Origin of the sequence: Sphingobium sp. EM0848, from assembly GCF_013375555.1 — a bacterium.
In the GTDB taxonomy this organism is placed as follows: domain Bacteria; phylum Pseudomonadota; class Alphaproteobacteria; order Sphingomonadales; family Sphingomonadaceae; genus Sphingobium.
The window spans coordinates 52,419-75,237 of the sequence record NZ_JABXWB010000001.1; the positions used below are offsets into that span (position 1 = coordinate 52,419).

Annotated in this window: 17 protein-coding genes and 1 pseudogene; 9 read left to right on the forward strand and 9 right to left on the reverse strand. The window is 65.1% G+C overall.

Going from position 1 to position 22,819, the window contains the following annotated elements; all coding sequences use genetic code 11:
* Window positions 1-75: 75 nt before the first annotated feature.
* Complete coding sequence (locus tag HUK73_RS00230; protein WP_176590104.1) at window positions 76-2,352, forward strand: TonB-dependent receptor; 2,277 nt, start codon at window positions 76-78, stop codon at window positions 2,350-2,352.
* Here HUK73_RS00230 and HUK73_RS00235 read toward each other — a convergent pair.
* Complete coding sequence (locus HUK73_RS00235) at window positions 2,332-3,522, reverse strand: MFS transporter (RefSeq protein WP_369805411.1); 1,191 nt, start codon at window positions 3,520-3,522, stop codon at window positions 2,332-2,334. The two genes, HUK73_RS00230 and HUK73_RS00235, sit on opposite strands and share 21 nt — an antisense overlap.
* 131 nt (window positions 3,523-3,653) lie before the next feature.
* Between HUK73_RS00235 and HUK73_RS00240 the strand changes: the two genes are divergently transcribed.
* Window positions 3,654-4,760 (forward strand): helix-turn-helix transcriptional regulator, encoded by a 1,107-nt coding sequence (locus tag HUK73_RS00240; RefSeq protein WP_176590106.1) that lies wholly within the window; start codon window positions 3,654-3,656, stop codon window positions 4,758-4,760.
* Between the two features lie 4 nt (window positions 4,761-4,764).
* On the opposite strand, the gene HUK73_RS00245 is transcribed toward HUK73_RS00240, so the two are convergent.
* From HUK73_RS00245 to hflK, 8 genes are all read right to left on the reverse strand, one after another.
* On the reverse strand, window positions 4,765-6,114 hold the full coding sequence (locus HUK73_RS00245) for a cell wall hydrolase (protein WP_176590107.1): 1,350 nt from the start codon (window positions 6,112-6,114) through the stop codon (window positions 4,765-4,767).
* Window positions 6,115-6,132: 18 nt separating this feature from the next.
* A complete protein-coding gene (gene cysK / locus HUK73_RS00250) occupies window positions 6,133-7,050 on the reverse strand; it encodes a cysteine synthase A (RefSeq protein WP_176590108.1) in 918 nt (305 codons plus the stop codon).
* Window positions 7,047-8,363, reverse strand: coding sequence for an MFS transporter (locus HUK73_RS00255; RefSeq protein WP_176590109.1), 1,317 nt, complete (start codon window positions 8,361-8,363; stop codon window positions 7,047-7,049). The genes cysK and HUK73_RS00255 overlap by 4 nt, the downstream gene beginning before the upstream one ends.
* A 109-nt stretch (window positions 8,364-8,472) precedes the next feature.
* Complete coding sequence (locus tag HUK73_RS00260; protein WP_218036400.1) at window positions 8,473-8,877, reverse strand: hypothetical protein; 405 nt, start codon at window positions 8,875-8,877, stop codon at window positions 8,473-8,475.
* A gap of 16 nt (window positions 8,878-8,893) precedes the next feature.
* On the reverse strand, window positions 8,894-10,522 hold the full coding sequence (locus HUK73_RS00265) for a helicase HerA-like domain-containing protein (RefSeq protein ID WP_176590110.1): 1,629 nt from the start codon (window positions 10,520-10,522) through the stop codon (window positions 8,894-8,896).
* A gap of 137 nt (window positions 10,523-10,659) precedes the next feature.
* The gene (locus HUK73_RS00270; RefSeq protein WP_176590111.1) at window positions 10,660-12,177 is read right to left on the reverse strand and encodes a Do family serine endopeptidase; all 1,518 of its coding nucleotides are present in this window, start codon (window positions 12,175-12,177) and stop codon (window positions 10,660-10,662) included.
* 140 nt (window positions 12,178-12,317) lie between these two features.
* Window positions 12,318-13,163: a protease modulator HflC gene (gene hflC, locus HUK73_RS00275; RefSeq protein ID WP_176590112.1), complete on the reverse strand. Its 846-nt coding sequence runs from the start codon at window positions 13,161-13,163 to the stop codon at window positions 12,318-12,320.
* Window positions 13,163-14,278 (reverse strand): FtsH protease activity modulator HflK, encoded by a 1,116-nt coding sequence (hflK, locus tag HUK73_RS00280; RefSeq protein ID WP_176590113.1) that lies wholly within the window; start codon window positions 14,276-14,278, stop codon window positions 13,163-13,165. Before hflK ends, hflC begins: the two co-directional genes overlap by 1 nt.
* Window positions 14,279-14,396: 118 nt before the next feature.
* Between hflK and HUK73_RS00285 the strand changes: the two genes are divergently transcribed.
* The 7 genes and pseudogenes from HUK73_RS00285 (at window position 14,397) to HUK73_RS00315 (ending at window position 22,709) form a co-directional block, all read left to right on the forward strand.
* Window positions 14,397-15,395, forward strand: a complete 999-nt coding sequence (locus HUK73_RS00285) for an Mrp/NBP35 family ATP-binding protein (protein ID WP_176590114.1) — start codon at window positions 14,397-14,399, stop codon at window positions 15,393-15,395.
* A 62-nt stretch (window positions 15,396-15,457) separates the two neighbouring features.
* Window positions 15,458-15,892, forward strand: a pseudogene (locus HUK73_RS00290) (CoA-binding protein).
* A gap of 39 nt (window positions 15,893-15,931) precedes the next feature.
* Window positions 15,932-18,196 (forward strand): molybdopterin cofactor-binding domain-containing protein, encoded by a 2,265-nt coding sequence (locus HUK73_RS00295; RefSeq protein ID WP_176590115.1) that lies wholly within the window; start codon window positions 15,932-15,934, stop codon window positions 18,194-18,196.
* On the forward strand, window positions 18,196-19,164 hold the full coding sequence (gene hemH / locus HUK73_RS00300; protein ID WP_176590116.1) for a ferrochelatase: 969 nt from the start codon (window positions 18,196-18,198) through the stop codon (window positions 19,162-19,164). Before HUK73_RS00295 ends, hemH begins: the two co-directional genes overlap by 1 nt.
* 36 nt (window positions 19,165-19,200) lie before the next feature.
* On the forward strand, window positions 19,201-19,923 hold the full coding sequence (gene phbB / locus HUK73_RS00305) for an acetoacetyl-CoA reductase (RefSeq protein WP_176590117.1): 723 nt from the start codon (window positions 19,201-19,203) through the stop codon (window positions 19,921-19,923).
* Window positions 19,923-20,198 (forward strand): ribbon-helix-helix domain-containing protein, encoded by a 276-nt coding sequence (locus HUK73_RS00310; RefSeq protein ID WP_176590118.1) that lies wholly within the window; start codon window positions 19,923-19,925, stop codon window positions 20,196-20,198. The genes phbB and HUK73_RS00310 overlap by 1 nt, the downstream gene beginning before the upstream one ends.
* A gap of 87 nt (window positions 20,199-20,285) precedes the next feature.
* Window positions 20,286-22,709: a TonB-dependent siderophore receptor gene (locus tag HUK73_RS00315; protein ID WP_176590119.1), complete on the forward strand. Its 2,424-nt coding sequence runs from the start codon at window positions 20,286-20,288 to the stop codon at window positions 22,707-22,709.
* Window positions 22,710-22,819 lie beyond the last annotated feature (110 nt).

Sequence of the window (22,819 nt, forward strand, 5' to 3'; positions counted from 1 at the left end):
ATTGCCGTAAGGCGCCGTTGCTGTAGAGAGATGGCATGATTCTTTCGCCTTTCAATCTCTTCCAGTGCTGATGGCATGAAGGAAGGCGCGTGGTTTTCCGGCGCGGCGCTCACCGGACTGGCGGTCGCGGCTGCCGTTCCAGCCCATGCCGGGGAACCAGCGCTGATCGTCACCGCCCGCCGCGTGGCGGAGGCGGAGGACAGGGTGCCGATCAGCATCGTCCGGCTCGACGCGGGGGACCTGGCGGACCGGGACGCGGATGATTTGCAGGACATTGCCCGCGCCGTCCCCAATCTCACCGTGCCCACTGTGGGCATCTTCGGCGCGCAGCAGCCCGCCATTCGGGGTGTCTATTCGAATATCGGCGCATCCACCATCGGCCTCTATGTCGACGATGTCCCGGTTCAGATCCGATCGCTAGAGGTGGCGGGCAATCCGGACCTGCGAACCTTCGACCTTGATCGGGTGGAGGTGCTGCGCGGTCCGCAGGGCACACTGTTCGGGGCCAACAGCATGGGCGGCACGATCCGCTATGTGACCCGTCAGCCGGAACTGGAGGGCATGAACGCGGCGATCAGCGGCGAGCTGGCGGCGGTCAGGGGTGGTGGCCTGACCCGCGAAATCCAGGGCGCCTTGGGCACCGCCATCGTGCCGGACCGACTGGGCGCCCGCATCAGCGGCTATTATCGCCGCGATGCAGGGCTGATCGATCATGTCGACCCGGCTACCGGCGCGCCGGGGGCGGACGATATCGACCATGTCACGACCGCTGCTTTGCGCGGTGCGGCTACGGCCGCGGTGGGTGAGAAGCTGGAACTCACGCCAGCGCTTTTCTACCAGAGGACCGAGCGTGCGGACCTGCCCTTTTACGAAAGCGACCTTGGCCCGTTCCGCCAGTCGGCCAGCCTGCGCCAGCCCGGAAGGGACCGCTTCCTGCTGCCCAGCCTGACCATGCGGTTCGATCTGGGCAGCGCGACGCTGACCAGCGCGACGGCCTGGCTCGAAAGGGACAATTGGCAGATCGTCGACTATTCGGGTTTTTTCGGTGAGATCGTGCTGGGTGGCGCGGTGCCGGGCATTCGCACGCCGGGCAGCAGCTTCAGCCGCACCACCGTCCATCAGCGTAGTTTCACGCAGGAAATCCGCATTGCGTCCCATGACGGCGATGCACCCTTTCGCTGGCTGATTGGTGGCTTCTACGGTCTTTCACGCATCGTCATGGAACAGCATGTGGTGGAGCCGGGCATAGAGACGCTCGCGAGGGAGCAGCTTGGCCTTGGCATCGCGGATATTTTCGGACTGCCCTTGCTGCCGGGCGGAATAAGCTATCATAGCCGCCAGACGATCCGCGAGCGCACGCTGGCGGCCTTCGGCCAGCTGGACTGGGCTTTCGCGCCGCGCTGGGAGGTGACGGCGGGGCTGCGTGTTTCCTATGCGCCGCTCTCCTTCCGGTTGATGTCCGAAGGGCCATTCGCAGGCGGCAGCAACGCCATCGGTCCCCGCCATCAGAAGGATGTGCCCGTCACCCCCTATGCCAGCCTGTCCTGGCGGCCCGGCGAAGGGCGCCTCGTCTATCTGAGCGCGGGCAAGGGGTTCCGCGGCGGCGGCACCAATGGCGCGGTGCCGGCGGATCAATGCAATGCCGATCTGTCGGCACTGGGCCGCAGCAGGGCGCCGGACAGCTATGGTTCGGACTCGCTCTGGAGCTATGAGGCGGGCGTGAAGGCGGGCGGGCGGCGCGTCACCATGTCGCTGGCCGCTTTTCGCATCGATTGGCAGCAGATTCAGCAATCGATCACGCTGCCCAATTGCGGTTTCTCCTATATCGACAATCTGGGCGCTGCGCGGAACCAGGGGGTGGAACTGGCGGTGCAGGCAAGGCCGGTGCCGCCGCTGACGATCGCCCTGTCGCTGGGTTTCGTCGACGCGCGTTTCCGGCGCGCCATTGGACCGGACGGATCGGGAGCTATCGTCGCGGCGGGGGATCGCGTGCCCTATGTGCCGCGCTGGTCGGGGACGCTGGCGGCACGCTATGCCTTCGCCCTGCCGGGGAGGCTGGAGGGTTTCGTGCGGTCCGAATGGCAGCATGCGGGCCGTTATCGGCGTGCGCCTTCGGTCCATTCGATCGTCTATGATCCGCGCGTCTATGCGGGCGCGGGGAATGATGCCGTGCAGATCCGCCTTGGCGTGGGGCGGGACGGCTGGCGGCTTTCGGCCTTTGCCGACAATCTGCTCGACAGCCGCGCGATCCTCTTTCGCAATGCGGAACTGGTGCCGGTCACGGGAGCGCCGCTGCGCGAAAGGGCGCAGCGCCCGCGGACGATCGGCCTGTCAGCCGGTCTCACGCTCTGACGGGCGGATCAGCGCGACAAGGGGCGCCGCCGCCAGCGCCAGCGCCGCATAGACCAGCACCGGCAGGGCATAGCCGCCGCTCGCGAACCGCATCTGATCGGTCCATAGCGGCGCCAGCGCCCCCATCAGGCTGATGATCGCGGTGTTGATGCCCAGCAGCCGGGAAAAGGCGTCCGGCTCCACGACATCGGCCAGCAGCATCGATCCCGACTGACCCGGCAACGCGCTGGCGATGCCCCAGATCAGGACGAAGGCCGTAACCCCGCTGATCCCCATGGCGCGCACTCCGAGCAGCGTGAGCGTGCCGACCGCCAGCAGCATTGCCGTTCCGATCAGCGCCGGTTGCGCCCCGATCCGGTCGGCCAACATGCCGCCGAACAGCAGAGCGGGGAGGCCCAGCAAATTGGCAAGGCTGTAGGCGGCGACGGCCCCGGCCTGCGGCAGCCCCTGCGCCATCAGTCCGTCCACTGCGGCGAACAGCACGCCGTTGATCGCCAGTTGCAGCATCGTCGTCGCCATGACGATCCGGCGGAAATTTGCGCTGCGCAGGCCAGCGACCACGCCGTTGCCGCTAACCGCCGGAGCCTTGGCAATTCGCCCTCCCGGCACCGCCAGCAGCAGGGGCGGGCAGGCGAGTGCCATGGTCAGCGCACAAAGCCGCATCGCCGCGCGCCAGCCCCCATCGGTCATGGCGGCCCCGACCAGCGGCGGCACGACCGCGCCCGCCGCGACAGCCGCGCCCAGGAATATGGCCAGCGCCAGCCCGCGCTGCTCCACATGACGCCGGGTGATGATCGCGATGCCGGGCACGATGGTCGATGCGCCGACGCCAGCGCCCGTCACCGCCATCGCCGCCGCCAGCGCGATACGATCCTGTGCCAGCGACGCGACGGCAAGGCCGGCGGCGCTGAGCGCGATCCCGCAAAACAGCACCGGTCGCGGGCCAAGGCGATCCAGCGCCCCGCCGACCGGCCAGGCGATGATGCTCATCGCCAGCAGGAAAGCCGTGGCCGCGTTTCCCACCGGGCCGCCGAAATCCGCTGCCATGGCGGGCAGGAACACGCCCAGCGACATCAGCGTGGCGCCCTGGATCAGCAAAGTGATGGCGGACAATGCCACCACCGGCAGCCAGATCGACAGAGCGGGAAAAAGGGCAGGCCGGGCGATCACGGAATCGGCTTTATCCGGTTTTGCGGCGAATTGAACGGGGTGATGTCTGATTTGTGCAATGCGGTATGAGGCAGCCCGTGTAATCAGACCCGATCGAAACCTGTTGGGGGACGGGAGATAGGGGCGGCGCCATGATCCGCACGGAAGATATTTATGACGCGGCAACCGATGACGATGCCTTCGATCGGCTGGCATCGACGCTGGCCGATGCGGTCGGCGCCCGGTCCGGGGTGCTGCATTGGGGCCTTGCACCCAATCATGCCGTCGAGATTTCCTATTCGGGCTATTTCTCTCCCACGCAAATGGCCGTCTATGACGAGGAGTTTCAGGACGACGACATTTGGAGCGCGGCGATGGAGCGGGCCGGCAATGTCAATCGCGTCTGGAATGTCGAGGCGTTCGTGCCCTATCGGACCTATGAGAACAGCCGGATCTATAATGAGTGGATCAGATCGATGGGCGACGATACTTTCCGCTGCCTCGCCGGCGTGATCCGCAAGGACGGCGTCACCGGGCATATCGGCCTGCATCGCGGTCGCACGCAAAAGCCATTCGGCGTGCCGGAGGAGCGGGTGCTGCAGGAGAGCATCGGCCATATCGGCCGTATGTTCGCGATCCGCAGCAAGCTTGATCGCGCCCAGCATCATGGCCGGTCGTTGCAGGCGACGCTCGACATGCTGGGCCATGCGGTTTTCACGCTGCGTCCCGACGGCAGGCTGATCGACTGCAATCGCGGGGCGGATGCCCTGTTGCGCCGGGGCGATGCGCTGCTGCTGCGACAGCGACAGGTGAAGGCGCGCGACCCTCGCGACGACGAAGCCTTGCAGACGGCGCTGCGAGCGGCTTCCGTGCGACAGGGCGGACAGGGAAGCGCGATCTTCATCCATCGCGAACGGGGCTTTCCCTATATCTTGTCGATCGCGTCGGTGCGGGTCGGTGTCGAGCGGCAGATTGTCGCCATCGCCACGGACCCGGATGAACGGGATGCGAGCCTCACTGATCGCATTCGCGCGCTTTACGGCCTGACTCGTGCGGAGGCGGAAGTGGCGCAGGCGCTTTGCGCGGGACAGGGGCTGGAGGAATTGTCGCAGGAGCGGGGCGTGACGCTCAACACGGTGCGGACGCAGATCAAGAATATCTATGTGAAGCTGGATTGCAGCCGCCAGTCCGAACTGGTCGCGCGGATCGGCACATTGCCACGGCTGAATGTTTGCGAGGATGGGGATGAGGTCCGGTAAATCCTCAAGGTTTGACGGGCGGCACCACCATCTGGGCGACGGGAGCTGACGGCGGTGCGATCTTCACCGTTTCGAACCGCTCCTTGCGCCGCACGCCGCTGAGTTCCGGCTCGGCGGGAGGCGTTGCGGAGGCGGTCGCCACGGGAACCCGCTGGCGCATGCACTCTTCCTTGTTGTCGCGCGGCGTCTGGACGCAATTCCACAGCGCTCGCTGCAACCCCGTCGCGCTATTGTGGATATAGGCGAAGGCCATGCTTTCCATCTGATCGCCCGACAGCGGCAGTCCCCCCGGCGCGGTGCCGACGCGCCAGGCCATGATCCGGCATTCCGGCCGCCCGGCGCAGAAGGTTTGCGCCAGCGTCGGCCAACTGTCCGGCGTCGCACCTCGTCCCAACTCGACCAGGAAGCTCTTCGCCCCCGGCGCAATCGCGATCAGCCTGACCCCGGCCATCATCTTGCCCAGCGAGTCCGCCCCGATCGCCTGCTGCGGCCGGGCGGCCAGTTCGTTCACTGCGCCGCCGGCAAGCAGGGCGGCAGACGGCAGGATGCCCGCATCCGGCCTGCCCTGATGCGCCACGGACAGGCGGGCAATGCGCGCGATCAGCGGCTCGCCATTCTCGCCGGTCCGTCGGAAGGCGGGCGGTGTTCCCCACCAGCCGCGCCAGCGGAAGAAGAGGTGCGTGCCCACCGATGTGATCTTGTCCAGGCTGCCGCTCCAATAGGGCACGACCCAGTCGGTATGATAATGGGTGGCATAGCCGACTGGCTTGTAGACCTTGCCCGCCAGCGCGGACTTCGCGATCTCCCGCGCCCGCTCCCAGGCCGCCTGGGTTGGCGTGCGGGCGAGCGCACCGTCGCAGGTGAAGGTGAACTGGCAACCCGTGGCGCGCTCCTGCCCCTGGAAGACGACGCCGCAGACGGTCTTGGGGAAGGCGGGGTGGCGCACGCGGTTCAGCACGACCTGCGCCACCGCCCGCTCGCCTGTGTTATCGTCGCCCGCCTCGTAAAGTTGCGCGGCTGCCAGACAGTCGGTGGCGCGGGCGAGATCATTCTCCGAACCGGCGAAGACGAAGGGGCGCGCCGCCGGATTGGGCAGGTGGGAAAAGGGTATGGCGGCGTTGAACGCCTGCGCCTGATTCCGGTCGAGCGCATAAAGCTCGACCGGCTCGACCGACGGTGGCGGTGTCGCAGGCCGCTTGAGGCCGGCAGCCGCGACGATGGGGGAGGGCCGTTTCGCCGCGGAAGGCGAGCGGGCTTCCCATGTCGCGACCATGGCGGGCAGACCGACGAACAGAACGAGCCAGAGGAGCCACGTCGAACGACGCAGCCGGTCGGTGGATGAAACGTCGGTCATGCCTGTTCCGGAAGCGCCTTATTCGGGCAGGAAATCAGGCACCGACAGATAGCGTTCGCCGGTGTCATAATTGAAGCCCAGAACGCGGCTCCCCGCGGCAAGTTCCGGCAGCTTCTGGGCGATGGCGGCGAGCGTCGCGCCGGAGGAGATGCCGACCAGCATGCCTTCCTCGCTCGCGGCGCGGCGGGCATATTCCTTGGCGTCGGCGGCTTCGACCTGAATCACGCCGTCCAGAAGCTGGGTATGCAGGTTCGCCGGGATGAAGCCCGCGCCGATGCCCTGGATCGGGTGCGGGCCGGGCTGGCCACCGCTGATGACATGGGAGAGCGCGGGTTCGACCGCATAGACCTTGAGGTTCGGCCAGAGCTTCTTCAGTTCCTGCGCCGTGCCGGTGATATGGCCGCCCGTGCCGACGCCGGTGATCAGCACGTCGATCGGTGCGCCGGCGAAGTCGGCGGCGATTTCCTGCGCCGTCGTGCGGGCATGGACAGCGATATTGGCGGGATTTTCGAACTGCTGGGGCATCCAGCTGCCGGGCGTCTGGTCGATCAGTTCCAGCGCGCGTTCGATGGCGCCCTTCATGCCCTTTTCGCGGGGCGTCAGGTCGAAGCTGGCACCATAGGCCAGCATCAGGCGCCGCCGTTCCACGCTCATGCTTTCGGGCATGACCAGGATCAGCTTGTATCCCTTGACCGCCGCGACCATGGCCAGACCAACGCCGGTATTGCCCGAGGTCGGCTCAATGATGGTGCCGCCGGGCTTGAGATCGCCGGAAGCCTCCGCCGCCTCGATCATCGACAGGGCGATTCGGTCCTTGATCGACCCGCCGGGATTGGAGCGTTCGGACTTGATCCACACCTCTGCGTCGCCGAACAGCCGGCTGACGCGGATGTGCGGCGTATTGCCGATGGTTTCCAAAATGCTGGATGCCTTCATTGCGCTTTCTCCTGGGTGGATTCGGCCGCCCTTTGTTCGGGTAGGATTTCAGGTGGGTCGAAGGTACGGGCAAGGCGCAGCTCTGGAAAGAGCTTCGCCCAGATAAGGGTGATGAGGATCGCACCGATCCCGCCCCCGATCACTGCCGCGACCGGCCCGACCAGAGCGGCGAGAAAACCGGATTCGGCCTCGCCCAGTTCGTTGGAGGCGGAAATGGTGAGCTGCGACAGGCTGGACACGCGGCCGCGCATCTCATCGGGGGTGTGGAGCTGGATCAGCGACTGGCGGACATAGACCGACACCATGTCGGCGGACCCCAGCAGGATCAGGGCGGTGATGCCGACCGTCGGTGCGATGGCGCGCGGCAGGAAGGCGGTGGAGCCGAAGACGATCGTCGCGATGCCGAACAGGATCACCGCGCCCAGCATTTTCAGGCCCACCTCCGTCCTCATCGGGCGGAAGGAGAAGAAGAGAGCGGTGACGCCCGCGCCGATGCCGGGGGAGGCGGCGAGATGCCCAAGCCCTTCCGACCCGACATGCAATATGTCGCGGGCATAGACGGGCAGCAGCGCCGTCGCCCCCGCCAGCAGCACGGCGAACAGGTCCAGCGTGATCGTGGCCAGCACGAGCCGATTGGTGCGGACATAGGTGAAGCCGTCGATCATCTGGCGCAGCGGATGGCGGCTGGTGTCGCGTGGCGGCTGCGGCACCGGGCCGATCATCAGCATGCAGAGGAGCGCCAGCGCGAACAGCCCCGATGCCAGCGCATAGGCGCCCCAGGGCTGGAACGCATAGGCATAGCCGCCCAGCGCCGGCCCGGCGATCATGCCCGTCTGCCAGACCACGCTGGAAATGGCGATGGCATTGGGCAGCACTTCGCGCGGCACCAGATTGGGGGCCAGCGCGCTATAGGCCGGGCCGTTGAAGGCGCGGGCGATGCCGACAATCGCCGCGATGCCGAAGATCAGCGGCAGGCTGACCCAGCCCTCATAGGTCGCGAAGGCCAAGGTGCCCGATGCGACCACCAGAAGCAGCAGGGTGAAGCGGGAGATCAGGCGCCGGTCGAAATGATCGGCCACCCAGCCCGTCACGGGCGTCAGGAAGAAAAGCGGCAGAAACTGGGCCAGGCCGATCAAGCCCAGCTGAGCCGAGGCGCCGCCCGTACTCATGGTTTCGCGCGCGATATTATAGGCTTGCCATGCCAGCACCACCATCATGCCGTACTGGGCCAGCACCGACGCCAGCCGTCCCAGCAGATAGGCCCTGAAATCGCCGAAGCTTAGCGGGTGGCGGGGACTGGAGGGGCTATGCATGGCCTCTCCTTAGCGTTTGCACAATGACTCCCGCAACCGTGCCGGTAGAGAAATGGCACAGCAATATTTGGGGCGGTGATGCTCCGCCTATCGACATGATCGCAGATGTTTAACGATCAGGCTGCAACATGATCCCGCTTACCGACCCGTTGCGCACCGAGCAGACGAAGGGCACGGAACGCCGGTCGCCAAAGGGGCCGACCTGGCCTTCCACCTCCCAGCCGGTCGCCATGGTGCTGGCGAAGGGGCGTCCGAGCACGCGGGTGCCCGGTCCAGCCTCCTCTTGCGCCTTGGCGATGCAGGCGTTGCGGGCCGCCGCCGCCGTATGGATCGGGCCATAGCCGGGCGAGGTATAGGGCTGGCGCTTGGCATCGCGTTCCGCCTGACGGTCGCGGGCGACGTCACTGACGATGGCGGCGTCGGCGGCGCGATGCAGGTCGCGATAATCCTGGGCATGAAGGGGCAGGGCAAGCGCCAGACCCATTATGCCGATGACTGGCTTTCCGATATGCATGGCGTTTCTCCCGCGCTTATTTGAACAGGCTGCCCAAAATACCCCGCACCAACTGCCCCGCAATTCCGCCGGAGGATCTGCGGCTCGACCCGCCGAAGACCGCGCGGCCCAGTTCATTGGCGACCTGACGACCCACAGAGGAGGCAGCGGAGCGGGTGGCGGACTGAATCGCCTTGTCGAAACCGGATGGTTTGGCGGCTTCGCGGGCGGCGGCGGCGTCCTGCCGCGCCTGTTCCTTCAATTGGGCTTCGCGCTGCTTGGCCTCGACCTTGGCCTGGGCGGCGGCGGCCTTGTCGGCTTCGGCCTTCGCCTGAGCGGCCTGGGCTGCCGCGGCGGCGGCCTGACCCCGCGCGGCCAGGATTTCCTGCGCGGATTCGCGGTTGACGGTCGTGTCATATTTGCCCGCGCAGGGTGATATGGACTGGATGATTGCGCGTTCCTTGGCATCGACCGGGCCAAGGCGCGAGCGCGGCGGGGCGATCAGCGTGCGCTGGACGATGCCGGGTGAGCCGTCTTCCTGAAGCAGCGACACCAAAGCCTCGCCCACTTTCAGTTCGGTGATCGCGGTTTCGACATTGAGGTCCGGATTGACGCGGAAGGTGTCCGCCGCCGCCTTGATTGCCTTCTGGTCGCGGGGGGTGAAGGCGCGCAGCGCGTGCTGGACGCGATTGCCGAGCTGACCGGCCACATCCTCGGGAATGTCGATCGGGTTCTGCGTCACGAAATAGACGCCCACGCCCTTGGAGCGGATGAGGCGGACGACCTGCTCGATCTTGTCGGTCAGCGCCTTGGGCGCGTCGTCGAACAGAAGGTGCGCCTCGTCGAAGAAGAAGACGAGCACGGGCTTGTCGGGGTCGCCCACTTCGGGGAGGGTTTCGAACAGTTCGCTGAGCAGCCAGAGCAGGAAGGTGGCGTAGAGCTTGGGGCTCTGCATCAGCTTGACGGCGGCCAGGATGTTGACATAGCCGCGACCCTTGTCGTCGACCTTCAGCATGTCGTGAATGTCGAGAGCCGGTTCCCCGAAGAAATGGTCGCCGCCCTGGCTTTCAAGCTGGAGCAGTTGCCGCTGGATCGCGCCGACGCTGGCCTTGGTCACATTGCCATATTGAGCGGAGAGGGTGTCGGCATTTTCCGCGCAATAGGCGAGCATGGATTGCAGATCGCCCAGGTCAAGCAGCAGCAGCCCCTGTTCGTCGGCATATTTGAAGGCGATGGACAGCACGCCTTCCTGCGTTTCGTTAAGGCCCATCAGCCGGGAGAGCAGCAGCGGCCCCATTTCGCTGACGGTGGTGCGGACCGGATGGCCCTGTTCGCCGTACAGGTCCCAGAAGATGGCCGGATTATCGGCATAGCTGTAATTTTCGACGCCGATTTCTCTGGCGCGCTCGACCAGTTTGTCGGCATTTTTCGCTGTGGGGGAACCGGCCATGGAAATGCCGGACAGGTCGCCCTTCACGTCCGCGAGGAAAACCGGGACGCCCAGCGCGGAGAAGCTTTCGACGATGCCCTGCAGCGTCACCGTCTTGCCGGTGCCGGTCGCGCCCGCGATCAGGCCGTGACGATTGGCCCTGCGCAGATTGAGCATCTGGGGGATGCCGCCATCCTTGTCCGGTGCGCCAAGGCCGATGAAAATGCCGTCGCTCATCTGCGTCATGCTCCTCAAATGCTGCGGGCCGCGCTCGCCGGAGTCCGTCTTCTCCCGTTTAACGGGGAGTTGGCACCTCCGGCAAGCGCGACCCGTAACGATCGGCCCAAATATCCGATTAAAGGCGTTTCAGCCGTTTATTTGTCGCGCAGGCGCACCGGCAGGAAGACGGCGGGCTGGCCCCGGCGCAGCACCTGAAGCAGGATCGCGGTGCGGCCCTGAGCGGATACGGCCTTCACTTGCGCATCCAGTTCCGCCTGGCTGGCGACCGGGCGGTTGTTGGCGGTGATGATGACATCGCCCCGGCGCAGGCCCTTGGCACCGGCATCGGTCGACCCGTCGACGGCGGTGATGACGATCCCGCGCGTATCGGCCGCGATGCCGAGTTGGCGGATGATGTTCGAGGTCAGCGGAATGGCGGAGATGCCGAGCGACTGCCGGGTTGCCTGGCTGTTGCCGGACTGATCGTCCTGCTGCTGTTGCTGGCTGAAATCATCGTCCTGCTGCTGGGCAAAGGCGTTCAGCTCATCTTCGGACGGACGCTCGCCGACCACGGCGGTCACCGTCTGGCGCTGGCCGTTGCGCAGCAGCACGATCGGTACGCGCCCGCCGATCGGCTGGTTGGCGACGATGGACGAGAGATTCTGGTCCGGCGTCACTTCCTGACCCGCGACGCTGACGATCACGTCGCCCGCCTTGATCCCGGCCTTGTCCGCGCCCTTGCCGGGTTCGACGCCCTGCACGAATTCGCCGCGATTCTTGGCGAGGCCCAGCGAATCGGCCAGATCTTCACCCAGCGGACTGATCTGGATGCCCAGATAGCCGCGCTTGACGGCCTGCCCCTTGCGCAGCGTTTCGACGATCGGTTGCGCCTGTTCGGACGGGATCGCGAAGCCGATGCCGACATTGCCGCCCGAGGGCGACAGGATCTGGCTGTTGATGCCGATCACATTGCCGCGCATGTCGAACATCGGGCCGCCGCTATTGCCCTGGTTGATCGATGCGTCGGTCTGGATGAACTTGTCGTAGGTGCCGCCGGTGCCGCGATGCACGGCGGAGATGATGCCCGCCGTCACCGTGCCCGAAAGCGCGAAGGGGTTGCCGATGGCGATCACCCAGTCACCGACGCGCGCCTTGGTGCTGTCGCCGAACTTGACGAAGGGCAGGGCCTTTTTCGGTTCGATCTTGAGGACCGCGATGTCGGTCGCGGGATCGCGGCCGATCAGCTTGGCGGGATATTCCTCGCGGTTGGTGAGGGTGACGGTGATCGAATCCACCGTGGCTCCCTCCGCGCCCGCGGACACCACATGGTTATTGGTGACGATATAGCCGTCAGCCGAGATGATGAAGCCCGAACCCAGCGACTGCGCCTGACGGGTCTGCGGCTTGCCGCCCTGACCCTGGCCGAACAGATCGCCAAAGGGGGTGCCTGCAAAGGGGTTCTGCACCTGCACGCGCTGTTTGGTCGAGATGTTGACCACGGCCGGTTGCAGCTTTTCGACCATATCGGCTAGGCTGGCGGGCGCTCCGGCGGGGGCGGCGGCCTGCATGCCCTCATTCTGGGCGACCTGCGCCCCGACATGGGAGCTGGTGGTGACGGCAATGGCGGTGCCGCCGAGCAGCAGGGCGCCGGTAATGGCATAAGCGTAACGCACTCGTGACGGTCCTCTCATGAACTTGGCGAAGGAAAGGCGGGACTCTGCGAAGAGAGCGGGATGCGCCGCCTTGCCTTAACCGTCATTGAATGGCGCGGGTTCCGTAATGAAATCAACGCCCAATCAACGCCTTTGATGTATCAGCGTCCCTGAAACTGCTTCAGGAAATCATTGTCGCGGGACAGGACCATGCTGGTCGATCCCTGCTTGTCCGGCGCGAATGTATAGCGATAAGCCTGCATCGCGCGATAGAAATCGTAGAATTGCGCGTCCTTGCCGAAACTTTCCGAATAAATGCGCGCGGCATTGGCGTCAGCCTCGGCCCGGATGATCTGGGCCTGCTTGGCGCCCTGGGCGCGGATGGTCAGCGCTTCCTGTTCCCGCGCGGTGCGCATGCGGGTGAAGGCGCTTTCCAGCGGCGCGCCATCGGGCAGGTCGGCGCGCTTGATCCGCACGTCGACGATCTGCGCGCCATATTGGCGGGCGACGCGGTTCAGCCCCGCCTCGATATTGTCCATCACCTGGCCGCGCTCGGGCGAGAGCAGGGCCGCGAAGGGACGCTTGCCCAGTTCGTTGCGCAGCGCGGAGCCCAGGATCGGCCGCAGCGCGTCGGACACGCGTTCCTCGCTGCCCGCCGCAATGTACATGCGCAACGGATCGACGATGCGGTAGCGGGCGAAAGCATCGACCTGCAAGCGCAACTGGTCGGTGGAAAGCACCTGCTGGCGCTCCATCTCGACCGACAGGACGCGCTTGTCGATCCAGACGATCTGATCGATGAACGGCCAGCGCAGGATGATGCCCGCGCCGGTCTTGCCGAAATCCTCATTCGGGCGATAGCGGTTGATGATCTTCTTGGGATCGCCGAAGCGCACGATCACGCCCTGCTTGGTTTCGGGCACGATGGCGATGGTGCTGCCGATCAGCAGCAACGCGGCGATGGCCAGCAGCGCGAGCGCGACGGGATGACGGACAAGGGTCTGCATCACTGGCCCCCCTCGGTCGTATTCCCGTTCTGGGCGGTCGCCGCCTGTGCGCGGCGCTTGAGTTCGGGCAGCGGCAGGAACGGCGTCACATTGCCGCTTTCGACGATAGTCTTGTCGACGTTCGCCAGGACACCCTCCATGGTTTCATAATACATACGGCGGCGGGTTACGTCGGGCGCGAGCTTGTACTGCTCATACACCTTGTCGAAGGCGGCAGCCTCGCCCTGCGCCTTGGCCGTCACCTGCTGCGCGGCGGCGCGGGCTTCGTTGAGATAGGTCTGGGCGGTCTGCTGCGCGGCGGACACGGCCTTGAACGCGTCGTTGACGGCGGTCGGCGGGTCGGCCTGCTTGATCGCGACGCCCTGCACGCGGATGCCCGACTTATAGCCGTCGAGGATTTCCTGCATGCGCTGTTCGACCTGCTGCTCGATCTCGCTACGGCCGGCGCCCAGCGCGTCCTCCAGGCTGACGCTGGCGACGACCGAGCGCATCGCGCTTTCCGCGACCTCGCGGACCGAGGCGTCGGGATCGGACAGCTGGAACAGGTAGAGTTCCGGGCTGCGGATGTTCCACCGCACCGAATAGGCGAGGTCGATGATGTTCTGGTCGCCGGTCAGCACCAGATTTTCGCTTTCCGCGCGGGTCGATCCGATGTCGATGGTGCGGATTTCCTCCACATCCACGGTCGTCACATTTTCGAACGGCGCGGGCAGGGTCAGGCTGATGCCGGGTGAGAGGGTACGGCTATATTTGCCGAGCAGGGTGACGACGCCGCGTTCCTGCGGGCCGACGCGATGGAAGCAGGTCAGCACCAGCCACAGCAGCACGAGGATGCCGATGGCGGCGGGCCACAGCGTCCGGCCGGTAGGCCGCGGCGGCAGATTGCCGAAGCCGCCGCCCTGTCCAAAGCTTTCCTTGCTGCGGCGGAGAAGTTCCTCGATCGCGGAAGGCCCCTTGGAACCGGAGGGACGGCCCGGTTGCGTCCAGGGATTGCGCGGACCGCCTTCGCGTCCACCGTCCCCGCCCTGTCCGTCCGGCCCGTCGCCCTTGCCACCCCAGGGACCCTGGGTCATGGCGCTTGCAATGCGGGGCATCCACCCGAAAATTCTGTTCATCGCTCCTCTATAGGAAGGCTCTTCCGCGAAAAACAGTGCCCTTCGCAACGATTATTGTTTCGAATGATGTCGCTGAAGGGATTTCGCGGGGAGGCGATAGGTTCTACAGGGCTGCCCCATGACCGAGCTTGAAGATTTTGCCGCCCGCCTGAAAACGCTGACCGATGGCCGCGCCAGCGCGCCGCGGATGAAGGATGGCGTGATGTCGCTGGCGCTGGATGTGGCGGGCCTGTCGCCTGAACAGCGCGACGCCGTGGCCGCCGCGATCCGCGAGGGCGCGCTGACCGTGCCGGGGGTGAGCGACGTGCGCATCGCCATGACCGCCGAGCGTTCGACAGGAGGAAAGGGGCCAGAGAAGAAGGAGGCGGTGAAGATCATTGCCGTCGCCTCCGGCAAGGGCGGGGTCGGCAAATCGACGCTTTCGGCCAATCTGGCGGTTGCGTTGCAACGATTGGGCGTGCGGGTCGGACTGGTCGACGCCGATATCTACGGCCCCTCGCAGGCGCGGTTGATGGCGAGCGAGGACCGCAAGCCCCAGGCAAAAGACAAGCAGCTTATCCCGGTGCAAAGCCCCTTCGGCATTCCGATGCTGTCGATGGCGCATCTGGTGGAACCGGGCAAGGCGCTGGCATGGCGCGGGCCGATGGCGGGCAATGCGCTTGCCCAGTTGATCGATGCGGACTGGGGCGAGGCGGAGGTGCTGGTGGTCGACATGCCGCCGGGCACCGGCGACGTGCAGCTTTCCATGGTGCAGAAGCACAAGCCGGCCGGCGCCGTCATCGTCTCGACGCCGCAGGATCTGGCGCTGATCGATGCGACCCGCGCGGTCAGCCTGTTCGAGCAGACCCATGTGCCGATGATCGGCCTGGTCGAGAATATGGCGGGCTATGCCTGCCCCCATTGCGGAGAAGTATCCGATCCCTTCGGTCAGGGCGGTGCGGAAGCCGCCGCCGGGGAAATGGGCATGCCTTTCCTTGGCCGCATTCCGCTCGCCATCGATATTCGCCGGCGTTCGGATGCCGGCGATCCTCTGGCGGCGGGTGACGATGCGCATGGCGCTGCTTTCCGCGCCATTGCGGAGAAGGTGGTGGAGTGGCTCAAGGGAAGTCCCCGCTGAGGGAACGGCTTGCGCGCGCCCTGCGTCTTTCCCATGTGGGACAGCATATGGAGGGCCGTTACATGCCGTTGACCGCAGCGCAGGATATCGCCGATCTGCTGAATGAAACCCGCACCATCGCGCTGGTCGGCATTTCCGACCGGCCGGATCGGCCCAGCTATGGCGTGATGAAAAGCTTGCAGGACCATGGCTATCGCGTCCTGCCGGTCAATCCGTAGATTGCGGGCGAGCATGTCCATGGCGAATTCGTCTGGGGGCGCCTGTCGGACATCGGTGTGCCGATCGACATGGTCGACATCTTCCGCCGGAGTGAGGCCGCGGGCGAAGCGGTGGACGATGCTATAGCCGCCGGCGCGAAATCAGTCTGGATGCAGCTTGCCGTGGTGGATGAGGCGGCTGCCGCCCGCGCGGAGGCGGCGGGGCTGAAGGTGGTGATGGACCGCTGCCCGGTGATCGAGATACGTCGCCTCCGGCTTGCGCCCGTCAGCGCGCAATAGGGCTTTCCAGAGCTTCCAAGCCTCTTTATCAGCGGGAATATGGGGCGCGCACCGCGGAAGCAGGGTCAGCAGACAGAGAAGGGGTTGAACCGGCGCACGCTGTTGATCGGCGGAGGCGCGGCGGCCGGGCTGTTGCTGGCCTGGGGGGTATGGCCGCGCTCCTATCGTCCCAATCTCAACACGGCCCCCGGCGAAACCGCCTTCAACGCCTTCCTCAAGATCGACAAAGCGGGGCAGGTCATCGTGATCGTGCCGCAGACGGAGATGGGGCAGGGGATCAGCACCCTCTTGCCGCAGATATTGGCCGACGAACTGGGCGCTGACTGGCGCACCGTGGGCGTGCAGAGCGCGCCGGTCGGCCCGCTATACGCCAACACGCTGCTGGCGCGCGAATGGCTGGCCAATGACTGGAGCCGCCTTGCCGGGGGCGCGGGCGAATGGACCATCGATCAATATGCGACGCGGCGTGCGCTGATGCTGACGGGGGCGGGCACTTCTCTCCCCATGTTCCATCAGGCCTATCGGGAGGCAGGTGCGGCGGCGCGGGTGCTGCTGTGCAAGGCGGCGGCGGCGCGGTGGGACGTGGCCTGGGAAAGCTGCGACATCCGGGACGGCATCATTTCCGATGGCGGGCAGCGCAGGCTGAAACTGGGCGAAGTGGTGGAGGATGCCGCCACCTACGACCTGCCCGACATATTGCCCTTCCGTCAGGGGGAGGTGGACCGGCTGGCGGGGCAGGATCTGCCCCGGCTCGACACCCCGTCCAAGATCGACGGCAGCCATAATTTCTCGGCCGACATCCGCCTGCCCGATATGGTGTTCGCATCGATCCGGCAGGGACCGATCGGTGACGCGGTGCTGAAAAGCGTCAATGAGGGCGCAGCGAAGTCCGTCACCGGCTTTCTGAAGCTGATCCGGCGGGACCGCTGGGTGGCGGCGGTCGCCAGCAACTGGTGGGCGGCGAACAAGGCGCTGGATCTGGCCGATCCGGTCTTCGCGCTTTCCGGCCAGCCGGTGGACAGCGCGGGGATCGACGCGGCGCTGAAACAGGCCTTTTCCAGCTCGTCCGGCGAACGGCTTTATGCGCAGGGCGATCTGAAGCCGTTCGACGGGGCGGCGGTCGTCACCGGCGAATATCGGGTCCGGCCGGGGCTGCATCTGGCGCTGGAGCCGATGAGCGCGACGGCGCGGATCACGGAGGATGCGGCGGAAGTGTGGATGGCGACGCAGGCCCCCGGCTTTGCGCGGGGGGCCATTGCGAAGGCGCTGGGGCTGTCGGCGGGGGCGGTGACGCTCTATCCGCTGCATGCGGGCGGCGGCTATGGACGCCGCATGGATTTCGAGGCGGGCGTGCAGGCCGCGCTCCTCTCCCGCGAGATGGGGCGGCCGGTGCAACTGCTCTGGTCGCGGCTGGAGGATGTGATTCAGGACCGGCCCAGCGCCCCCGCCCTTGCCCGCATGGCAGGGAAGATCGGCCGCAACGGCGCGATCGAGGGCTGGTCGGCCAAGGTCGCCGCGCCTTGCGCCATGACCGAAACCTGGGCGCGTATCGCCCATGGCAAGCTGCCGCACGAGGCCAGTGCCGAGGTGGGGGGCGTTTCGACCCGGCTGGCGGTGGCGGGCATGGAATTGCCCTATGCCGTGCCGAACTGGGCGGTGGATCACTTCCCCGCCGCGACCGGCCTGCCGCTCGGTTTCACGCGGGGCAATGCGCATATGCACGGCGCCTTCTTCACCGAAAGTTTCATGGACGAGCTGGCGCATCAGGCGCAGATGGAGGCGATGTCCTTCCGCATCCAGATGCTGGGCAGCAATGCGCGCCTGGCCCATTGCCTGACAACGGTCGGCGCCATGGGCGGCTGGCAAGGCGGGATTGCAGGCAGCGGGCAGGGGCTGGCGGCGCATGTGATGGGTGGCGCCTTTATCGCGATCATGGTGGAGGCTGGGATTTCGCAAGGGAAATTGCAGGTCGGGCGGATCGTTGCTGCCGTCGATGGCGGGGAACAGGTCAACCCCGATATCGCCCGGCAGCAGATTGAAGGCGGCCTGATCCACGGCCTGGCCCATGCCATGGGCGCGTCCGTCCCCTATGCGAAGGGGATGCCGACGCGCGCGATCCTCGGCCGCATGGGGCTGCCGCGGCTGGGTGATGTGGGGGAGGTGACGGTCGAACTGATCCGCAGCACGGCGTCGCCCGCTGGTCTGACCGACGTGGCCGCGCCACTGGTTGCCCCGGCTGTCGCCAATGCTCTGTTCACCACGGTTGGGCGGCGCTTTCGCAATCTGCCGCTGATGGAGGGATAATGGGCAGAACCGGCATCCTTCTCATCAATCTGGGTACGCCCGACGCGCCCGATGCGGCGTCGGTTCGGCGCTATCTCAAGGAATTTCTGTCCGATCCCCGCGTGGTCGAGATTCCGCAATGGCTCTGGCAGCCGATATTGCGCGGTCCGATCCTGATGACGCGTCCGCGCAAATCGGCCCATGCCTACAGCCAGGTGTGGATGAAGGAAGGGTCGCCGCTGGCGGTCCACACCCGCGCCACCGCGACTGCCCTGCAACAGCGTCTGCCGGAACTGACGGTGGACTGGGCGATGCGTTACGGCAATCCGTCCATTGCATCCCGTCTGGAGGCGATGGCGGCGGCTGGATGCGACCGTATCCTGCTGGCGCCGCTCTATCCGCAATATTGCGCGGCGACGACTGCGACGGCGCTGGACGCTGCCTATGCGGCGCTGGGCAAGATGCGGGCGCAACCCGCCGTTCGAACGCTGGCGCCCTATTTTGCCGACCCGGCCTATATCGAGGCGCTGCGCGCCTCCACGCTGGCGCAACTGGCCGCGCTGGATTTCGCGCCCGACCTGCTGATCGCCAGTTTCCATGGCATGCCGGAGCGGACGCGGTTGCTGGGCGACCCCTATCGCGATCAATGCGTGGAAACCGCGCGGTTGCTGGCGGAAGCCTTGGGTCGGGAAGTTCGCGTGACATTTCAATCGCGTTTCGGGCGCGCGAAGTGGCTGGGCCCCGCAACCGATGACAGTTTGAAGACTCTGCCTGGGCAGGGGGTGAAGAACATCGCCGTGCTGACACCCGGATTTGCCGCGGATTGCCTGGAAACCGTCGAGGAGATCGCCATTCGGGGCAAAGCCGAATTTATCTCCGCCGGCGGTAATAATTTTGTCCATTTGAGTTGTTTGAACTCAACTCCGGACGCTATGACCCTTTATGAGATTCTGGTCCGCCGTGAGTTGGCTGGTTGGTTGGAGAGGTAAGTTTCGTCCGTCACTTTTTTCTTGAGGGAGAGCGTTATGAGCAAGGTTGCAGTCGTCACGGGTGGAACGCGTGGTATTGGCGAGGCAATCAGTCTGGCGCTCAAGGAAATGGGGTGCACAGTCGCCGCCAATTATGCGGGCAATGATGCCAAGGCGCAGGCCTTCGCCGAAGCGACCGGCATTGCCGCCTTCAAATGGGATGTGGGCGATCATCAGGCCTGTCTGGACGGCTGCGCCCAGGTGGCCGAAGCACTGGGGCCGATCGACATTGTGGTCAACAATGCAGGCATCACCCGCGACGGCGTGCTGGCGAAGATGAGCTTCGACGACTGGAATGATGTCATGCGCATCAATCTGGGCGGTTGCTTCAACATGGCGAAGGCGACCTTTGGCGGCATGCGGGACCGTGGCTGGGGCCGTTTCGTCAATATCGGGTCGGTCAACGGTCAGGCCGGTCAATATGGACAGGTCAACTATGCCGCCGCCAAATCGGGCATCCATGGCTTCACCAAGGCGCTGGCGCAGGAAGGCGCGAAATATGGCGTGACCGTCAACGCCATCGCGCCCGGCTATATCGATACCGACATGGTCGCCGCCGTGCCCCCGGCCGTGCTGGAGAAGATCGTTGCCAAGATTCCGGTCGGCCGCCTGGGCCATGCCGATGAAATCGCCCGCGGCGTCGCCTTCTTCTGTAGCGAGGAGGCGGGCTTCGTGACCGGCAGCACGCTGTCGATCAACGGCGGACAGCATATGTACTGATGCAGGAGGGCGATGTTTCCTCCGACGTTTCGGCGTTTCCGGCATCGCCCTTCGCGCCGCCTGTCAAGCGCAGCGTGACCATTGCGGGGCATCAGACCGCAATCAGCCTTGAACCGATATTCTGGGAAGCCCTCCGTGCGGTCGCCGCGCGTGAGGGCTTGCCTGTCAATGCGCTGATCGCACGCATCGACGTTGCCCGCATGGCGGTGGGCGATCCCCCCAATCTGGCGAGTGCGATAAGATGCTGGCTTTTCAGGGATATTATGCAGCCATAAAACAATAATAATTCGCAATAGCATTGACTATGCGAACGAGTCGCAATAGCAGGACCCTCAGGGATTGAGAAAAGGGGTTCTGTCTTCATGTCCAAAGCAATGTCACGTCCTTCCTTCCTGGCGCTTGGCTGTGTCGGCGCGATGGCCTTCGCCTCGACCGCGCAGGCGCAGGATAGCGCGCAGGGGGCCAAACTCGGGGGGATGACGGTCACCGATACGGCCATCGATGAATCGCCCGTCAAGGTCGAGAAGGCGGAATCGCCCAAATATAGCCGGCCCTTGCTGGACACGCCGCAGACCATCACCGTCATCGGCAAGGAAACCATCCAGCAGCAGAATCTGCTGACGCTGCGTGATGTGCTCTCCACCGTGCCGGGCATCACCTTCGGCGCGGGCGAGGGCGGTTTCGGCTATGGCGACCGTATCATCCTGCGTGGTCAGGATGCCAAGAACGATGTGACGGTCGACGGCGTGCGCTCGGGCGCATTCCTCAACCGCAACGAAGTCTATAATATCGAGCAGGTCGAAGTCACCAACGGCGCCAATTCGGTCATGAACGGGGGCGGTTCCGTGGCGGGCACGATCAATCTCGTCACCAAGCGTCCCTTGGCCGATGATCGGACCGTACTGAATGCCGGGATCGGCACGGACAATTATTATCGTGCGACCGTCGACGCCAACCGGCGGATCAACGATCTGATCGCCGTGCGCATCAATGCCGTCTATCATGAAAATGACGTGCCGGGCCGCGACGTGGAAAATTACAAGCGCTGGGGCATCGCGCCCGCCATCACCATCGGCATTGACGGTCCGACCAGCCTGACGCTTCAGGCCGAGCATCTCGATGACAAGGGCATGCCGCAATATGGGCTTCGCTACTATGCCAATAATGGCGGGTTCCTGAAGGATTTCGACCGCAGCGGCTATTATGGCTTCGCCAATCTCGACCAGCAGAACAGCAAGACGGATTCGCTTCAGGCGATCTTTTCCCACGCATTCAGCGATGCGGTGAAGATCCGCAACCTGACGCGTTACGAACATGTCCGCCAGAACACGATCACCAGCCAGCCGACCGGCACATTCTGTCTGGCCTCGACCGGGCTTCAGCCGATGGACATTAACGGCGTCAGCGCGGCCTGTCCGGCAACGGTGCCGGCGGGCTATTATCTGCCGACCGGCGGACGCGGCGTGCAGCGCCTGATCTCCAACGAAACGGCCTATAATCAGCTTGACCTGAGCGCGGATTTCGCGACCGGCGGTATCCGGCACAGCCTGGTGCTGGGCGCGTCCGCCTTGTGGGAGAAATATCGCCAGACGCAGGGCACGCTGCCCCGCAATGCCGACGGTTCGACGCCCGCTTTCCCGCTGGTCAACATCGCCAATCCGGGGGAGGTCGTGCAGGGACCGGCAGGTTTCACCTATGGCAGCAATGTCTATACCGGCCCGGTCAATTTCATCCTGGCCAGCCGGAATGTGGGTGAGCAGACCAGCTATGCGGCTTATCTGTTCGACACGATGAAGTTCGCCAACTGGTTCGAACTGAATGGCGGCATCCGCTATGAGCGGATCGAGGGCAGCAATCGTAGCTTCAGCTATGTCACCACCGCAGGAGCGGCCAATCTGGGCCAGTTGAGCGACGTGACCGGTCCGTTCCGGGTCAAGGACAACCTCTTCTCCTATCGCATCGGCGCGGTGGTGAAGCCGACGCCGGACACCAGCCTTTATATCGCTTATGGCAACAGCAAGCTGCCGTCCAAGTCATCGGTCGACGGCGCCTGTTCGGCGCTCACCTGCAACGTCAAGCCGGAGACGACCGAGAATTATGAGATCGGCGCCAAGGCGGATCTGTTCGGCAAGAAGCTGCTGCTGACCGCTGCCCTGTTCCGCAACGACCGCAACCAGATCAAGCTGGTTTCCGGCGATCCGACGCTGCCCGACCAGGCGACTGACGGATTCCAGCGGGTGGAAGGTGTTTCTCTTGGCGCGTCGGGCAATATCACCGCCAACTGGACGATCTCCGCCAATTACATGTACCTCAAGAGTGAGGTGAAGCAGGGCGTTTCCGATTACTGCCTTGCCCATCCCGGCGCTGTCGACGGGACGGCCGGCACCTGTGCCAACAGCGCGGCGGTCCTCGACCCCACGCGGGGCCACGCGCTCGTCAACACGCCCAAACATTCGGGCAGCCTGTTCACCACCTATCGCTTCGGCTTCGGTTTGGAATTGGGCTATGGCCTCACCTATCAGGGCCGGTTCCTGATGAACCAGCCGACGCTGGCGCAACTGACGCCCGGCACGACCACGCCCTATGTGGCCTATTATGTGCCGAGCTACACCATTCACCGCTTCATGGCGTCCTATCCGATCACGGACAAGCTGAAGGCGCAGGTGAATATCCAGAACTTCACCAACGAAAAATATGTGACGACCGTGCGCAACAGCACGAACCAGAGCTGGGCACAGCCCGCGCCGACGCGGTCGGCGGTGTTCAGCCTGAACTATATGTTCTGATTCATATTCTCCCCCGGCATCCGTCCCTTGCCGGGGGAAACGGGCGGGTGGCGATACACTCCTCTCCTCCTCGGGTCGCCACCCGTCCGGTCCCTTTGGGGATGTTCTTA

Excerpts from the sequence above, each read along its gene's own strand:
- HUK73_RS00310 (WP_176590118.1), top strand. The coding sequence starts at position 19,923 with ATGCAGGAGGGCGATGTTTCCTCCGACGTTTCGGCGTTTCCGGCATCG.
- HUK73_RS00230 (WP_176590104.1), top strand. The coding sequence starts at position 76 with ATGAAGGAAGGCGCGTGGTTTTCCGGCGCGGCGCTCACCGGACTGGCG.
- HUK73_RS00295 (WP_176590115.1), top strand. The coding sequence starts at position 15,932 with ATGGGGCGCGCACCGCGGAAGCAGGGTCAGCAGACAGAGAAGGGGTTG.
- HUK73_RS00315 (WP_176590119.1), top strand. The coding sequence starts at position 20,286 with ATGTCCAAAGCAATGTCACGTCCTTCCTTCCTGGCGCTTGGCTGTGTC.
- HUK73_RS00240 (WP_176590106.1), top strand. The coding sequence starts at position 3,654 with ATGATCCGCACGGAAGATATTTATGACGCGGCAACCGATGACGATGCC.
- hemH (WP_176590116.1), top strand. The coding sequence starts at position 18,196 with ATGGGCAGAACCGGCATCCTTCTCATCAATCTGGGTACGCCCGACGCG.
- hflC (WP_176590112.1), bottom strand. The coding sequence starts at position 13,163 with ATGCAGACCCTTGTCCGTCATCCCGTCGCGCTCGCGCTGCTGGCCATC.
- phbB (WP_176590117.1), top strand. The coding sequence starts at position 19,201 with ATGAGCAAGGTTGCAGTCGTCACGGGTGGAACGCGTGGTATTGGCGAG.
- HUK73_RS00245 (WP_176590107.1), bottom strand. The coding sequence starts at position 6,114 with ATGACCGACGTTTCATCCACCGACCGGCTGCGTCGTTCGACGTGGCTC.
- HUK73_RS00285 (WP_176590114.1), top strand. The coding sequence starts at position 14,397 with ATGACCGAGCTTGAAGATTTTGCCGCCCGCCTGAAAACGCTGACCGAT.
- HUK73_RS00260 (WP_218036400.1), bottom strand. The coding sequence starts at position 8,877 with ATGCATATCGGAAAGCCAGTCATCGGCATAATGGGTCTGGCGCTTGCC.
- HUK73_RS00265 (WP_176590110.1), bottom strand. The coding sequence starts at position 10,522 with ATGAGCGACGGCATTTTCATCGGCCTTGGCGCACCGGACAAGGATGGC.
- hflK (WP_176590113.1), bottom strand. The coding sequence starts at position 14,278 with ATGAACAGAATTTTCGGGTGGATGCCCCGCATTGCAAGCGCCATGACC.
- HUK73_RS00255 (WP_176590109.1), bottom strand. The coding sequence starts at position 8,363 with ATGCATAGCCCCTCCAGTCCCCGCCACCCGCTAAGCTTCGGCGATTTC.
- cysK (WP_176590108.1), bottom strand. The coding sequence starts at position 7,050 with ATGAAGGCATCCAGCATTTTGGAAACCATCGGCAATACGCCGCACATC.